This is a genomic window from Thermogutta terrifontis, assembly GCF_002277955.1.
GTDB lineage: Bacteria > Planctomycetota > Planctomycetia > Pirellulales > Thermoguttaceae > Thermogutta > Thermogutta terrifontis.
Genome location: NZ_CP018477.1, coordinates 2,852,791 through 2,866,608, shown reverse-complemented (window position 1 = coordinate 2,866,608; position 13,818 = coordinate 2,852,791). Strand labels below are relative to the sequence as shown.

The following is a 13,818-nucleotide window of genomic DNA, read 5'->3' as shown; positions in this document are numbered from 1 at the left end:
CTCAGTTTGATTTTGCGTTGGCTAGTTGCAAAATCCGGTTTTTGTATTGGGGGTTTTGTTCTAAGAGGTGGTTCACGAGCGTGGGCTTTGCCCGCTTTGTTTTCACGCACCATTCAAAAAAGCACTCGGCCAGAGGGAGGGAGAAAAAGGTGTTTTCGGGCGTCACTGGCTCCCCGTCGCTCCACTTCCCTCCCGTGATCTCACGCAACCAATCCTCAATGTCCTGGCGGGTGATGATCAATCCACGCCCCTCAGCCTCACTGATAAGACCTGTTCCCAACATCGGCCAGCGGGCAGCCAACAAGGTTTGAATCTGGCTTTGCGTCAACCCATAGCGTTTTAATGCTAGGGTGGCGATGGCTTCGTATTCTTCATTGCTCAGGTACTGCATTGGCTTTCTCCTTGCTCTCACCGTCATTGTAGTGGGCCTCTGCACTGTTTTGCGGGCTGTTGGGGGAGTCGCATTGTACGGGTACAGTGTTTTTCTTCCCCCATCCGCAACTCCGACACTTCAGATAGCGGATGCGATACAGGCCCACTTGCTTGCTGGTTCTGACGATCACTTCGGCACCACATTGTGGGCATACCCGCCAGGCGTAGCGGGCCAAAACGATGGGGATGATCGGATGGGACATGAGAGGGCTCCTGATGCTGTTTTTCCAGGGGCGTTTTTTTGTGCGGGAACCTAGCTTCCCGATGCAAAATAGGGGTATCCATGGGGTCCTTTTTCAGCCTCGCGCCGGCCTTTTCGGTCGGGGGCACTCTTCCCGGCGGAGTGCCGCTTCCCTCACGAATCTTTCGGCAGCCTTCGGCCAATCCATGGGATCGATCTTGAGCAACCGGCAGGCGTCCAGTAGCAGGGCAACCGCGGAGTCGTGGAAAGTGTCGTAGAGTTCAAAGAGGGCCGGGAAGTCCACGGGCTGCGACGGCTTTCCAGTCGGAATCAGAACGTATCCCGGGCCGTATTCGCTCGGTTGCAGCCGGAGTGAATATCCCGCTTCCCAGAGTTTGTGGAGTAACAGCCAGCCGCCGACTTCCTCTTTGTGCGCGAGCAAGATCGCCGCTTCGTCAGCCGACAACGCCCCGGGCTTCACACCAAGCCGGAGCTTGCCGTTTTCCCATACCACCTTAACACCAGGACGATTCAGCCAGTGAAGGAAGTATGGGGGGCTTTCCGGCCTGGTTTCGGGGTGATTGCTAATGTCCAGGGTGTTCGGGTGCTTCACGTCTATTGCCTCCGCTCATGCGAAGTCCACCCAAGCATCGCCGCCGGCTTCGGCCGCTTCCGCCAGTCGGCGATTCAGTTCACCAATGTCCACCACGGGACGTTGAGGCCGTCCAGATTGCCCAGAATCCGTCCCGCCACTTTCGGGGGGTGTAGGTGTTGGGTTCTCGCTGGGTTTAGGTTTGAGGTCATTGAGCACATGGTCAAGTTCTCCTATAACTTGGACATCTTGACCATCTGCCCCTCTAGAGCGCTCAAAAAGCCCGTTTTTGACCACAGATGGACCAGATGGCCAAGTTTTTTGTGTTAGGGGATTTTGACTATCTGCTTGACCATCTGCCCTGTCGGGCAGACGCCACCACCATGGTCCAGGATTTTCTGGGCGGTAAGACACAACACCGATCGCATTTTTGGCACGGTAAAGAGTCTTGTCGCTCCCGCAATGAGCCTCGGCCCATTCTTGCCTAACGTCTTTGGCCAACCGCGGGCCGGCACTCAATGCCGTTAGCAGGAATGCCTTCGCCTCTTCCAGGGCGTCGGCCTCGGGGCCGGGGCGTGACGCCTGCCGCTCCGCTTCGAGGCCCTCATCGGCGCTCATGTTCACGGGTTCGCGTTCCCATTCCACACGCGTCCACGGAGAGTCACCGACAATCCGAAAAGCTAAGCCGGGCAGCTCCTCCGCGAGATTCTGTTTCCCGGGTAGGAATAGCCGCCGCTTTTTGTCGTTGGCATCCCTGGACACATGCCAAACACTTCGGGCAATTCCAGTGAAACCTCGCGAACCCATGGCCGTTTCATCAGCCCCACCCTCACCTGTAGATTTCCGGCGGTGCATGACCACCAGGACGGCCACCTTGCGCCGCCGGGCCAGCTCAGCCAGCGGAGTGAGCACTTCCCGGACTTCGTTGTCACGGTGGGAATCCACTTGCCTGCCAAGAAAATCCCCGATGGGGTCAATCACCAGAAGTCGGCAATCGGGGAGTGATTCCAGGGCCTTTTCAATCACGGGTAAATCAGCCAGCGTCAGCCCTCGTTGACGCCGGGCACCGTCTATATCGCGGTAGTTTACAGCCTTGAGAATTCGCACTCGCGTCACGTCGGCGTGCATAGCGTCTAGTCGCGGGCGGATAGTGTCCGCCGGGTCATCTTCCAGTGTGAGCATGAGAACCGAACCTTTCTGACAGGGTGAACCGTCCGGCCACGGCGTCCCGGTGGTCACACGGGCCGCAAAGTCACACGTCAGAAAACTCTTGCCTTGGCCTGGCTTGCCAACTAAGAGTGTGATCCGGCCTAACGGAATGCGTTTATCCCAGAGCCATTCCACCGGGGTCGCTACAACCTCTTCGAGGTTGATGATGACGGGTTGAAAATCAAACTCCGATTCTGTGTTGTTGGTTTTAGGCGGGAAATCGGCCGGCGTATCCACGGGCGGGGATTCCACCGGGGGATCCACCGGGTGGGCATCCCTGCCCTGTGTTTTTGCCTCGTGGACCGCCTCGAGGAGTACATTGAGTGTGTCGCCCATATCGATCCCAAATTGACGGTGGAATCGGTCCGCCAATTCACGCCAGGCCGTTCGATCCTTCACTGGAACAGAATGAGTGATAGGTTTGGGAAGAGGACCGCCTTTCAGTGTTACCACAATTTCGCCGTTGCTTGCTGTGGCCTTGAGAGTTGCTGGGTAGTGATCAGGCATTCACAAGACTCCGTATCAAAGTGGCATACTCCTGGGCATCCAGAAACTCACTCGGTGTAACCGGGCGGAGATTGTCCGACGCGACAACCGCCGCCGGGAGCAGAAGATCGTGCATGGTCTTGGGAATCTGTTGCGTGATGAAATCTTCAGCCAGCAACTCCGCTCGCGGGTCATCGAGGAATGCGATGGGCGGAACGACAATCCGGGCGGTGACGACCTCCCGGGGTGCCCGCACCTCCAGAGTCCAAGGGCCGTTCTCGCGGATCGGGGGCCATGCTACCACAAGCACCGGCACCCGCTGGCCGTCCCGGGGCTTTGGCGATGCTTGGCGAATTGCAACGTGACGCTCAGCCATCGGCGGTCGCGCCTCCGTGTTGTGCACCCGGCTGGCTTTCAACGGTTTCCGCTGATTGCCGGGCCATTTCGGCCACGAAGTTTTCCAGGTCTTGCGGGCGATAAAAGGTCTTCCGGCCAAGCTTGACGACCGGAATTGGCCCGCGTGGGCTGGTGAGGTTCCACAAATGCCGGGTGCTGATTCCAAGGCGATAAGCGGCTTCCCGGGGGGTGAGAAGAAGTCTTTCCAGCATGGTTCTGCGCTCCTTTGTAGAAATTGGTTCTGGAATGCCGCGGCTGGCACTGTGCCGCCGCTTCTACAAAGGAACGCGTTACGTTTGACGTAACAAAGTTACGTTTTGCGTAACTACCGCCTGTCTAACCCAGAAACCATGGGAGGGGTGGGGAAGAGAGGTAGATAAAAGCATCACCCTGGCAGCTTATGCACACCTTTAGGTGATCGGCCAGCTCAGGCATATTGCCATCATGCAAAATTTGATACGCCCGCGAGAGCGCGTTGGTGATCTGCGACCGCATCTTGTCTACGCTCCGGGCAAACTGCCGTGACTTCCCGGTGGGCGTTGTATCGACGCGGAGATGATTTGTCACTTCGCGAAATTCTTTGCGGAGCATCTCGGCAAGTGTGACGTCCCCCCGCTCTTCGGCTTGCTTGATGTCCGCCGTCAATTTGACAAGATGATCTTTCAAACTCTTTTTCGCTTCCCTGTCCAGGACCGGTTGCCAACTTTCCGCCAGCAATGTTCGCTTCGGATCCGGGGAGTGCCCTTCGGCCTTGCCGACCAACTCCGCCATCGGGACAGGTTTTCCCGCTCTTTCGATCAACACGGCCAGGTAAATGAAGCCCTTCCGATTCTTGAAGTGCCCTTCTTTGCCAAACGCGCGGATAAACCAGCCATCCCCATCCCGATGGAAGCAAAAATCCGGTTCCGGTTTCCCGGGAGGCTTGGCCAGGGCGTCCGTTTCTGTAGGTTGGGCCATCCCCACACCAGCCAGTCGGCGCTGTGACTCCACCAACGCTAAGTTTTGCAGTTGGAGTTGCGCGCTAATATCTTTCAGTCGAAGCAAATAACCCTCGATAATCGGGGCCACCTCACTTAGTGTCCATTCGCCGCGATAGACCGTCTCCCCATTTATGCCAGCGCGAGCGGCTAGCTGTTGCCAGTCCTCAATGGTTCGCGGATGCGGGCAGCCATAAATTTGCTGCCATTGTTTCTTATAGTCCTCAATCTTCTTACGAGCCTCATCCTCACATTGCTTATAAGCCTGGTTATGAGCCTCAAGGATGCGGTTCAAATCCTCTTTATACTTGAGATTTAATTGTGAAAAAGTCTCGTTGATAATCGTCAATGGTTTTGCGATCGCCCGATTGATTGCGTCGAAGGTTTCGACGGCACGGTAAACAGCTTCTCTAACTTCCGGCTGGCATGTACGCCTCACCCCGGGCGAGTGATTAGGAACAGAGCCTTCGGACACGTGCGCCACTCCCACGTGAAAGGACACCACAAAAGAGAAAGGGGCGGGCAGCCCGTGTGGCGGCGGGGGTTCGGGGCTAGCTTCCCTAGCCCGCCCTTATGGATCCACTTTTATTGTAGCGTCATGATCCACGATCGGAAGAGAGTGTGCCGGATTTTGTGCCACCAGAGTGGCCGGACTTGTCGGAAGTATTTTCTATAGCGTCACTTAAGGAATTTGGTTCGAATCTTTTTCCTCCGCTTGTTTTTTGAGCATGGTTTGGCACGCGCATCAAGCAGGAAAGACTGTAAATCCTGGTGTTCTCCGCCAGGTGATTCATTGGTGTACACGGTGGTACGAGCATTCGCTTTGACGCTTATCTTGACGGTACCTCGTAGTGTCCACAAGTACACTTCTGTCCCGGATTGGTTGCACCTGCTCCGACAGAATTCGCTGTTTTGGCTTTAGGCTGTCCGCATCATCTCTGAGCATCGGGACGATGATGCAACGCGATGTCAAAGCAGGCGGTGGGCCGTTGATCGAAGCGAGGGCCTTGGGACCAAACACCTCGACACTCACCGGTTTGAACATGTCCCCCGCCAGTTCGAGCCGGCTAGCTCTTCCCCTTCTGTGATAGCCAGCTTGGAGCAATGCCAGTAACTCCTTGACCGCCGGGTCGGTGGTGGCCTTGAGTCTCTCGGCTTCGTCTCGGCTGACACATTCAGGCCGGCCAGTTAGGATGGGCATCCTGGGCCCCGGCCGCAGAGGATGCAACCGATAACCGCAAGCAAGATAGTGGGCCAGGAGCTGATCGATAGCATACCCCTCAACCAGGCTGACCAAACTGAGGGTTCTCACCTTCCTCCGGGGCGCTCACGGTTGCTTGACCGGACTGGCTGGCAACTCTTATTCAATTCACTTCTCGACCGTGTGACGTGGAAAGCGAAGACAACGGCCAATCCGCAGCGATGGGAGTTTTCCGAGCCGTTTGTGTTGTAAACTCTTTTAGCGAGGGAGTAACTCAAGAAATCGAAACTGGGCGAATCAGGAAGACTCACAGAATAAGGTTCAAGCTCAGACCGGGCACGACAAGCGTGCCCCTCCGGTTCACGTCCGCCTTCGGAGGGACCTGCTTGTCAGGTCCGCTTATCAACGTTCGATCATGAATTCCATTTCAGCGGGGACTGAAGTCCCGCGCTGAAAGCGGGGCTAAAGCCCCGCACTCCATGGAGTGCGGCGATTCATCGCCGCTTTTCGGTCAAGGCTTTAGCCTTCACAACCGTGCCATCGGCCCGGCTGGAACCAGGGTGACCGTTCGGGAGGCACCCGATCCTCCAATCCACACAATGGAGGGACCTGCTTGTCAGGTCCGTCTGTTGGGACTTGGACGGACAGGCTGCTCCACACAGAACTGGAGCTCTCAATGGTCACTGGTAGGGGCGATTCATGAATCGTCCCGACCGATTATCCGTCATGAATTGGTCGTACCAGATATACCTATCCAACAGTCATGAATTGCCGCCGGGCCCGCGCAAAAGAACCGCCCGCGGCCAACCCGAGTGGAGGGATTGGCCGCGGATGTTGTCAGCCGGTTTCGATTCAGCATTTTTGCAGTTCACATAAGTGCTCCCGCCGCCGCGCCAAGTGTTTCTGACATCGTCTTGCCGACGGCATTCTTGTCGGATCGCTGATAAGGCGGATCGCTTTCCGCCTCGCCAATCAATTCACCACCGATCAGCGCAAGAAGAACCAAAGCAGTTCTCATGGTTTCTCCGTCGGTTGCGGTATGGATGCAGTGGGCGATCTTCTCGAAAAACGCCTGCCAAAATAGGCTCTCACTTCGTCAAGCGTCAGTATGCCGTCACTGTTTGTGTTAACAGCGTTTGCCCGCGACACAGGGGGCGCAATCAACTTTTTCTCGAAGGTACCATCGCTCCCCAGGATTTTCTCGAATCCACCTTCGGCCAGCCACTGCCTGGCTTTTTCGTCCCCGCGGAGATAAGCGTCCCAAAAGGCAGTCGTGGCGGCACAGATCAGGCGATGAAAGACCTCGTCTTTCTCCCGTGCCCGACGAAGAGACAGCAAACCGCCTCTTGTCGTTCCCGGCGTCCCAAAAAGGGGACGCTCGCGTCCCGAAAAGATCATATGATCACCCCCGGCAAAGATCACCAAATAGCGATCTGCCAAATCAGCAGAGAGATCGAACGGGACGCGGCGGTCCTCCTTGCGGGTTTCGCCGATCGGACTGTCGTCCTCCGTGCCGGTCATGTAGAAACAGGGGATGGCGATTTTTCGGAAGGCCTTTTCACGCTGACCCGGTTGCTGGGGCACAGGGGGACTGAGGACCACGGCGGCTTTGATACGCGGATCGGCCTGGGAGATTTCCCGTCCTCCGGGCAACACGGCAACCTGACCGGCCACGATCAAGGTGGTATGGGCCCCAAAGGAGTGCCCCGACATGCCGATCCGCTCCAGATCCAATCGACCGTTCAAAGGGCCGGGTTCCCTCTGAAGTTGTTCCAGCCGATCGAGCACAAACCGCACGTCGGCTATTCGCTCCAGGGCCGCGCGGGGGTTTTGCGCCGCTTTTCGAAGGGCCTCCATCGGTTGGCCCTTGTCCCGCCAGATGGACTCGTCGCTTCCGGGATGTTGGAGATGGATCGACACATACCCGTGGCTTGCCCAGTGACGACCAAGATAGGCGGCAGCCTCGCGACTCCCGCCTAAGCCGTGGGAAAACAGGATGACGGGCATCGGTCCCGGTGCCGGTTGGCCATGCTCCGTCGGATAATACACCTTGACCGGGATGGTTCGGTTTCGCTGTTGGTCGTACCAGTCAGCCAGAAGGCTTTCCACGAGGAACGGCCCGGCGGCCAAGTACGGGGGCGTTTCGGGGTCTGTCGCGGCAGCGGCGGGGCCTATCGAGATCGCTGCCTGGAAGCCGCCGAAGCTGGCAAGGCCCACCGAGTCGGAACCGGTATCCTGTTGAGCAACGGACATCGCGACGCACAGCACGGTCATTGATGAAATGACGACGCTTCTCATGGGGTGCCTCCCGCGGTTACGGACTGGGTTTGGCGGGTGATCTTCCTGATATCCTCATTCCCGGTCAGTCAGCGATGGCCGTCGCCGCCGATTTCCCGCAATTGCCTTCGCAGGCACCTCCGCACGATCTCTTCAACATCATCATACACTTATGCGGTGGTCGTGGTTGCTGATTAAAGGACACAAAGCGAGAGGATATCGCCAGTCGGACAGGACGGAACGGTGGCGAGATGAAAAAGGACCAGCGGCGGACGTGGGCAACGGCAGGTTTCGACGGCTTGGTGAATATGCCGATATGGGTGTCCGGCTACGATGGTAACCAGATCGTGGGGCAGTTCGACACGGAACTCTCAGGCGTAGCGACTAATCGGGATCGGAGCCATCGCTACCTGGGGGAACCGGATTTTGGGTATCAAATCCTGGACGACAAAACGAATTCCTCATGCGTGATGGCTCGGCAAGGAAGCGCGACAGCGTTTATTGGTCGTTTACTTCAAACGAAAACTTTATCTCGCTTCTCCTGAAACCCGTAACAGCTCACGTTCATTACCTTGGGAAAGGTGGCTACTACCGTGCTTCAGGCGTCACATGCTTATATTTTTAAAGTTTAACTGTAAATGATGGATATATTGTATTTCTACCTGCGATCGGCTTGCCGTTTGACATGTTCTTCCGTGTTGCTACATCTCATGCGTTCCGCAGCAACCGAGCGGCGGCGCGATCTACAGTAACACATTGCAGGAAATTAACTCGTCTCGGTCTATTTAACGATTGATGGTCGCTTTCCACATCGGCGGATTCCTTTTTAATAGAGTTGAAAGGATCACACACACCGACCGGGGTTTGCAGCATGGAATTAAAAGCCGATGGGTTCATAAGAACTGAGTACAGCAACGAATTTGCACGGTTTGTGCCACTTCATCCGTGAAGACACAACGGGGTGAGCGATGGTCTAAAATCTCCCCAGGGCCTACCACGGCGTGTTGAATAGAGACCGGGCGGGACGTCGGCGTTAGGACGGAAAGACTCGAATCGTGCCGTCACAAAGAAGTGTGATGATCCCCGCTGTTGAGTTACAATAGACGACGGCCAGTGAGCACAGTCTTGTATATCGGGAAAATTGCCCCTTCTCAAATAGGACGGACCGAAACTGTTCGCGTTGATAAGCGCGAGCTGAAGCGCATAAAAAACGCCCCCGCCACAGGCTGAGGGCGTTAACGGCACCCAGCATGCTGGGTTTACCGTACGGCGATTCCACACGGAATCACCTTACTGTGATTTGCGTGGAACCGTCGCTCGGATACACTGGATTCCATAGTAAAACGAATCGCAGTGGTTGTCAACTCCCCATTGAGCTAAAATGGGAGGAGTTTTTCAGTAATGTGAGTTGATAGAGGAAATGGGACAATCATGAAAACAAAGAACGGCCAGGTAGACTACGTCTTGGGAATTGACCTCGGGGTTGTATCCCTAGGTTGGGCAGCCATTGAAATTGATAACGATGGTGGGCAGTCGTTGCTCGGAGCAGGGGTTCGGTGTTGGGAACTCAGCAACGCGAGTTTGGAAGAGGTCGAAAAAGGAAAAGAGGAACCACCTGGTCAATCGCGGCGTCAAGCAAGGCAACTGCGCCGCCAAATGTTTCGCCGGGCTCAGCGTCTTAGACGAACATATCGGGTGCTTCAGGAAATGGGCCTCTTTCTAACCGGGCCGCGGTCGAGTACCGCTCGCAAAGCGTATCTTGAAACGCTCGATCAAAAAGCCCAAGAATGGCTGCGGACAAATGTTCCGGGTGCAAATAACGACGGCCTTCTAGCTCACACGTTCATTTACCGTCTCCGAGCCGCAGCACTTGATCATCCACTGCCACCCGAGTTGTTGGGCCGCGTCTTTTTCCACCTTGCCCAACGTCGCGGATTTCTCAGCAACCGGCGCACACTTGAGAAGAATAAGGATGAAGAACTCGGCGTCGTGAAGCAAGGGATTTCGCAGCTTCAGGATGAAATTCAGAAATCGGGTGCGCGTACGCTGGGCGAGTTTTTCTCGCGGCTCAATCCGCACGAGCAAAGAATTCGTAATCGTTACACCTCTCGGAAAATGTTCCAGGACGAGTTCGAACAGATATGGAACGCACAACGTTCCCATCATCCGAATTCTCTTACGGATAGCAAGAAAGCACGACTCTACAAGGCGATCTTTTTTCAACGACCTCTCAAATTGCAGCACGGCCTTGTGGGACGCTGCCCATTGGAAGTGCTCCCGCGGAAACGTCCCAACGGACAGGTCGAATATATCTATCCTTTCAGGCGTGCGCCAATGGCCTCTCTTGAAGCACAGAGAATTCGGTATATGCAGCGAATTAATGATCTTGAGTTCACCGATCCACAAGGTCAGCGCCGTGTGCTGTCGCCGGAAGAAAGGCAGAAACTCTATGATCTGGCGGAACGAAACGAAGACCTGAGTTTCACTCTGATTAAAAAGACTCTCGGAATTCCCACGGGCAAAAAAGGTGAAGGTTGGGAATGCAATCTGGAACGTGGTGGTGAGAAAAAGCTGCCGGGTAATAGAACTTCTGCCCAAATTAGAAAAGTCATAGGTGATGCTACGTGGGAGGATTTGGGTAGGGAAAGACAAAAAGCGCTGGTAGATACTTTGATAGCATTTCTTCGCGCTGATACCCTTGAGGAGCATCTGCATAGGGTTTGGGGGTTTAACCGCGAAGTTGCGTCTCAACTCGCTGGACTGCCGTTAGAGCAAGGCTACCACAGCTTCAGTCGCCGGGCTATTCGAAGGCTTCTGCCGTTACTGGAGCAGGGCGAGCGTCTCAATGCAGCGATACAAAAAGTTTATGGTGGGACACAACGGAAGATTAATCAACATGCTGAGCTACCGCCGGTTCGGCAGGTTCTACCGACGGTGAGAAATCCGCTGCTGATCAGAGCTCTCACCGAACTGCGCAAGGTGGTTAACGCGATTATCCGCAAGTATGGGATACCTCGATGCATTCGAGTGGAAGTGGCTCGAGAATTGAAACGTTCTCGCAAGGAGCGTGAGGAGATTTCGAAGCGGATGCGGGAGCAGCAAAAACGGCGGGAGGAGGCGGCGCAGAGGGTGCTGCAGGAACTCGGTCGGACAGCCGCGCCCAGGGATATTGAGAAATATCTGTTGGCTGAAGAATGCAATTGGATATGTCCGTACACGGGCAAGCAGATCACAACTCAAGCATTGTTGGGGGATCATCCCGAGTTTGATGTGGAGCATATCTGGCCGCTGCATCGCTCGCTTGACGATTCGTTCATGAATAAGACCCTGTGCTATCACCAAGAGAATCGTTCAGTCAAGGCGGGCCGCACTCCGTACGAGGCTTACGCCACTGATCCGGTGCGCTGGCAGGAGATAATCACCCGAGTGAGAAACTTTCGTGGCCCATTCGCGCGGCAGAAGCTTGTTCGCTTTCAAGCAGAAGAAATACCACCCGACTTCGCACTCCGACAGCTGAGTGATACCCGGTGGATCTCTAAGGCAGCCGCCGATTATTTAGGACATTTATATGGGGGAAGAATTGACCCGACCGGGCAACAGCGGGTCTTTACAGTTGCCGGTGGTTTAACCGGCCTCTTCCGACGTGCATGGAATCTCAACGCGATTTTAGGAGGGAGTCCCGAAAAGAATCGTTACGATCACCGTCATCATGCGATTGACGCGATAGTTGTGGCACTCACGGAACCCTCAATGATCCAGCGGTTCGCCCACGAAGCATCGCGCCTTTTGAAGGCCTGGCCACGAGTGGCTGTCCGGCTTGATCCCCCATGGAGTACTTTCCTGAGCGATGTGCAACGGCATGTGGAGGGGATTGTGGTTTCGTTCCGAGTCAGCCGGCGTCTTTCTGGAGCCCTCCACGACCAAACATATTACGCACCGCCCACGGAACAGGGGAAGACCAAGGTTCGCAAGCCTCTCAGGGAAATGTCCTCCCATGAAGTCGAAAGGATCGTCGATCCAACTGTTCGGGACTTAGTGAAGGAAAAATTGAAGCAGCTTGGGACATCGGATCCCAAAAAGGCGTTTGCCACTGACGCCAACCTCCCGATTATTCGCGGAAAAAATAACACCGCTTTGCCTGTTAAATCCGCTCGAATTTGGGTGAGCAGCTCCGTCATTGCGGTAGGGGATGGTCCTCGCCAACGTTACGTCGTGCCTGGAAACAATCACCACATCGAGATTTATGCTTTGCTCGATGGGCAAGGTCAAGAGGTCCGTTGGAAGGGCAAGATCGTCAGTTTGTACGAAGCATACGAGCGTAAGAAACGGGGTGAGCCGGTAGTTTGCCGCGATCACGGCCCAAACACCCGATTCAAATTCTCGCTGGCCAAAAGCGAATACATCGAATGGATCAACGATGATGGCCAAAAGCAACTTCTCCGGGTGGTTGGAATTTCCGACGATAATTTGGAATTGCGCTTGCCTCACGACGCTCGTCCAATTACCTTGATAAGAGAGCAACGGGAGCGAATACGCGCTACGTATCGTCAGCTTTTCCAGCGTCGCGCACGGAAGGTGATGGTGACACCTTTGGGCGAGGTCCTTCCGGCGAATGATTAATCACGTCGTCGAACTGGCAAACAAACCGGCGAAACTGTCGGTCCGTCATCGACAACTCGTCATCAAGACGGGAGATGAGCTGGAGGTGACTCTGCCTTTGGCAGAGCTTGCGGTTCTGATTGCGGCCAACCCGTGCATCACATTGACCCAGCCGGTTCTGGCGGGCCTTGCCGAGGCTGGGGCTGTCTGCGTGATATGCGATGCGACGAGCCGGCCCGTGGGAACAATGTTCCCTCTCGTGAACCATCATGTTCAAACTGAACGACTGGCGGCCCAGGCACAGGCCTCGTTGCCCACTCGAAAAAGATTATGGCAGCAAATCGTCCGCAGCAAGATTCAATCCCAGGCTGCTGTTCTTCAAGAATTGCACGGGCGGGATTATGGCTTAGCGCGACTGGCTGCGAGAGTTCGGTCGGGCGACACCTCGAATGTGGAAGCAATGGCGTCTCGTCGATACTGGCAATACCTTTTCCAGGATCGAACGTTTCGCAGAGATCCCGATCGGAATGATCAGAATCGCTTTTTGAATTATGGTTATGCCATTTTACGGGCTGTAACTGCGCGAGCCATAACAGGAGTGGGCCTCCATCCAAGTTTGGGGATTCATCACCATAATCGGTACAATCCGTTTTGTCTGGCCGACGATTTGATGGAGCCGTTTCGCCCTCGCGTGGATCTATTGGTGGTTGCGTTATTGAGGGAGTTCCCAGCAGATGCAGAACTCACACCAGAGGTGAAATCGCGTTTACTTGGGTTTCTCGAGGAGCGATATTTCTTCGAGGGTGAAAGACGAACGCTGTTTGATGTACTCAGTCGAATTGCCGCCTCGCTTGCGGACGTGTTCTTAAAAAAACGCCGTGACTTGCTGTTGCCCGATTGGAGCTGCCATGCCTCGCGGTGATCTCCCGTCAGGTTACAAGATCATGTGGCTTTTTGTTTTGTTTGATCTGCCCATGGACGACCGGAAGGCGAGGAGGGAGTACACACGTTTCCGCAAACGTTTGCTGGAAATGGGGTTTTGTCAGTTACAGTACTCTGTGTACGCCAGGCCATTTCCAAGTGAAGAGGCAATGCATCCCTATCGGCAGGAGATCCGAGCGAACCTACCGCCGAAAGGCGCTGTTCGGCTGTTACCCGTTACTGACCGGCAATTTGGAAAAATGGAAAACTATGTGGGAAAAATTCGCCAGGAGAATGAAAAAGCACCTCGGCAGCTCATGCTTTTTTGAGCATGGGCGTGTCGCAAGTTGTGTTCTTTTAACGAAGTTGGTCGCAGGTAGTGTATCCGAGCGACGATTCCCCGCAAACCACAGCAAAATTTCGCCACTCCTCCAAAAAGGCCAAAGTGTATCCGAGCGACGATTCCCCGCAAACCACAGCTAAGAGGGCGAGTCGTGTCATTTCGCAAGGAGTGTATCCGAGCGACGATTCCCCGCAAACCACAGCT

Annotated in this window: 13 protein-coding genes and 1 CRISPR repeat array (1 of these 14 only partly in view); of the genes, 4 read left to right on the top strand and 9 right to left on the bottom strand. The window is 55.2% G+C overall.

The window, feature by feature from the left end:
* Position 1 precedes the first annotated feature (1 nt).
* From THTE_RS10650 to THTE_RS10610, 9 genes are all read right to left on the bottom strand, one after another.
* Positions 2–391, bottom strand: a complete 390-nt coding sequence (locus tag THTE_RS10650; RefSeq protein ID WP_095415425.1) for a hypothetical protein — start codon at positions 389–391, stop codon at positions 2–4.
* Positions 372–635 carry a hypothetical protein gene (locus tag THTE_RS10645; RefSeq protein ID WP_095415424.1) on the bottom strand — a complete coding sequence of 88 codons (264 nt, stop codon included), beginning with the start codon at positions 633–635 and terminating at the stop codon, positions 372–374. Before THTE_RS10645 ends, THTE_RS10650 begins: the two co-directional genes overlap by 20 nt.
* A 93-nt stretch (positions 636–728) precedes the next feature.
* Entirely contained in the window at positions 729–1,226 is a 498-nt protein-coding gene (locus THTE_RS10640) for a hypothetical protein (protein ID WP_095415423.1), read from the bottom strand.
* Between the two features lie 15 nt (positions 1,227–1,241).
* On the bottom strand, positions 1,242–2,921 hold the full coding sequence (locus tag THTE_RS10635) for an AAA family ATPase (RefSeq protein WP_095415422.1): 1,680 nt from the start codon (positions 2,919–2,921) through the stop codon (positions 1,242–1,244).
* Positions 2,914–3,276, bottom strand: a complete 363-nt coding sequence (locus tag THTE_RS10630; RefSeq protein WP_095415421.1) for a hypothetical protein — start codon at positions 3,274–3,276, stop codon at positions 2,914–2,916. Before THTE_RS10630 ends, THTE_RS10635 begins: the two co-directional genes overlap by 8 nt.
* Entirely contained in the window at positions 3,269–3,508 is a 240-nt protein-coding gene (locus tag THTE_RS10625; RefSeq protein WP_095415420.1) for a helix-turn-helix domain-containing protein, read from the bottom strand. Before THTE_RS10625 ends, THTE_RS10630 begins: the two co-directional genes overlap by 8 nt.
* Before the next feature lie 124 nt (positions 3,509–3,632).
* Entirely contained in the window at positions 3,633–4,748 is a 1,116-nt protein-coding gene (locus THTE_RS10620) for a hypothetical protein (RefSeq protein ID WP_095415419.1), read from the bottom strand.
* A gap of 1,594 nt (positions 4,749–6,342) precedes the next feature.
* Positions 6,343–6,492: a hypothetical protein gene (locus tag THTE_RS17990; RefSeq protein ID WP_157732026.1), complete on the bottom strand. Its 150-nt coding sequence runs from the start codon at positions 6,490–6,492 to the stop codon at positions 6,343–6,345.
* Positions 6,489–7,772 (bottom strand): alpha/beta hydrolase family protein, encoded by a 1,284-nt coding sequence (locus THTE_RS10610; RefSeq protein ID WP_095415417.1) that lies wholly within the window; start codon positions 7,770–7,772, stop codon positions 6,489–6,491. Before THTE_RS10610 ends, THTE_RS17990 begins: the two co-directional genes overlap by 4 nt.
* Positions 7,773–8,002: 230 nt before the next feature.
* Here THTE_RS10610 and THTE_RS10605 point away from each other — a divergent pair, with 230 nt between their 5' ends.
* The 4 genes from THTE_RS10605 to cas2 all read left to right on the top strand — a co-directional run bounded on the left by THTE_RS10605 (position 8,003) and on the right by cas2 (position 13,600).
* Positions 8,003–8,296 (top strand): hypothetical protein, encoded by a 294-nt coding sequence (locus tag THTE_RS10605; RefSeq protein WP_095415416.1) that lies wholly within the window; start codon positions 8,003–8,005, stop codon positions 8,294–8,296.
* Between the two features lie 886 nt (positions 8,297–9,182).
* The gene (gene cas9 / locus THTE_RS10600; protein WP_095415415.1) at positions 9,183–12,371 is read left to right on the top strand and encodes a type II CRISPR RNA-guided endonuclease Cas9; all 3,189 of its coding nucleotides are present in this window, start codon (positions 9,183–9,185) and stop codon (positions 12,369–12,371) included.
* A complete protein-coding gene (cas1, locus tag THTE_RS10595; RefSeq protein WP_095415414.1) occupies positions 12,364–13,272 on the top strand; it encodes a type II CRISPR-associated endonuclease Cas1 in 909 nt (302 codons plus the stop codon). The genes cas9 and cas1 overlap by 8 nt, the downstream gene beginning before the upstream one ends.
* Entirely contained in the window at positions 13,259–13,600 is a 342-nt protein-coding gene (gene cas2, locus THTE_RS10590) for a CRISPR-associated endonuclease Cas2 (RefSeq protein WP_237260119.1), read from the top strand. Before cas1 ends, cas2 begins: the two co-directional genes overlap by 14 nt.
* 49 nt (positions 13,601–13,649) lie before the next feature.
* A CRISPR array of direct repeats spans positions 13,650–13,818; the repeat unit is 36 nt; unit sequence AGTGTATCCGAGCGACGATTCCCCGCAAACCACAGC (it continues 5,125 nt past the right edge of the window).

What these genes read in the sequence shown, in the direction of transcription:
- THTE_RS10650 (WP_095415425.1), bottom strand. Translation starts at nt 391, where the DNA reads ATGCAGTACCTGAGCAATGAAGAATACGAAGCCATCGCCACCCTAGCA.
- THTE_RS10645 (WP_095415424.1), bottom strand. Translation starts at nt 635, where the DNA reads ATGTCCCATCCGATCATCCCCATCGTTTTGGCCCGCTACGCCTGGCGG.
- THTE_RS10635 (WP_095415422.1), bottom strand. Translation starts at nt 2,921, where the DNA reads ATGCCTGATCACTACCCAGCAACTCTCAAGGCCACAGCAAGCAACGGC.
- THTE_RS10630 (WP_095415421.1), bottom strand. Translation starts at nt 3,276, where the DNA reads ATGGCTGAGCGTCACGTTGCAATTCGCCAAGCATCGCCAAAGCCCCGG.
- THTE_RS10625 (WP_095415420.1), bottom strand. Translation starts at nt 3,508, where the DNA reads ATGCTGGAAAGACTTCTTCTCACCCCCCGGGAAGCCGCTTATCGCCTT.
- THTE_RS17990 (WP_157732026.1), bottom strand. Translation starts at nt 6,492, where the DNA reads ATGAGAACTGCTTTGGTTCTTCTTGCGCTGATCGGTGGTGAATTGATT.
- THTE_RS10610 (WP_095415417.1), bottom strand. Translation starts at nt 7,772, where the DNA reads ATGAGAAGCGTCGTCATTTCATCAATGACCGTGCTGTGCGTCGCGATG.
- THTE_RS10605 (WP_095415416.1), top strand. Translation starts at nt 8,003, where the DNA reads ATGAAAAAGGACCAGCGGCGGACGTGGGCAACGGCAGGTTTCGACGGC.
- cas9 (WP_095415415.1), top strand. Translation starts at nt 9,183, where the DNA reads ATGAAAACAAAGAACGGCCAGGTAGACTACGTCTTGGGAATTGACCTC.
- cas1 (WP_095415414.1), top strand. Translation starts at nt 12,364, where the DNA reads ATGATTAATCACGTCGTCGAACTGGCAAACAAACCGGCGAAACTGTCG.
- cas2 (WP_237260119.1), top strand. Translation starts at nt 13,259, where the DNA reads ATGCCTCGCGGTGATCTCCCGTCAGGTTACAAGATCATGTGGCTTTTT.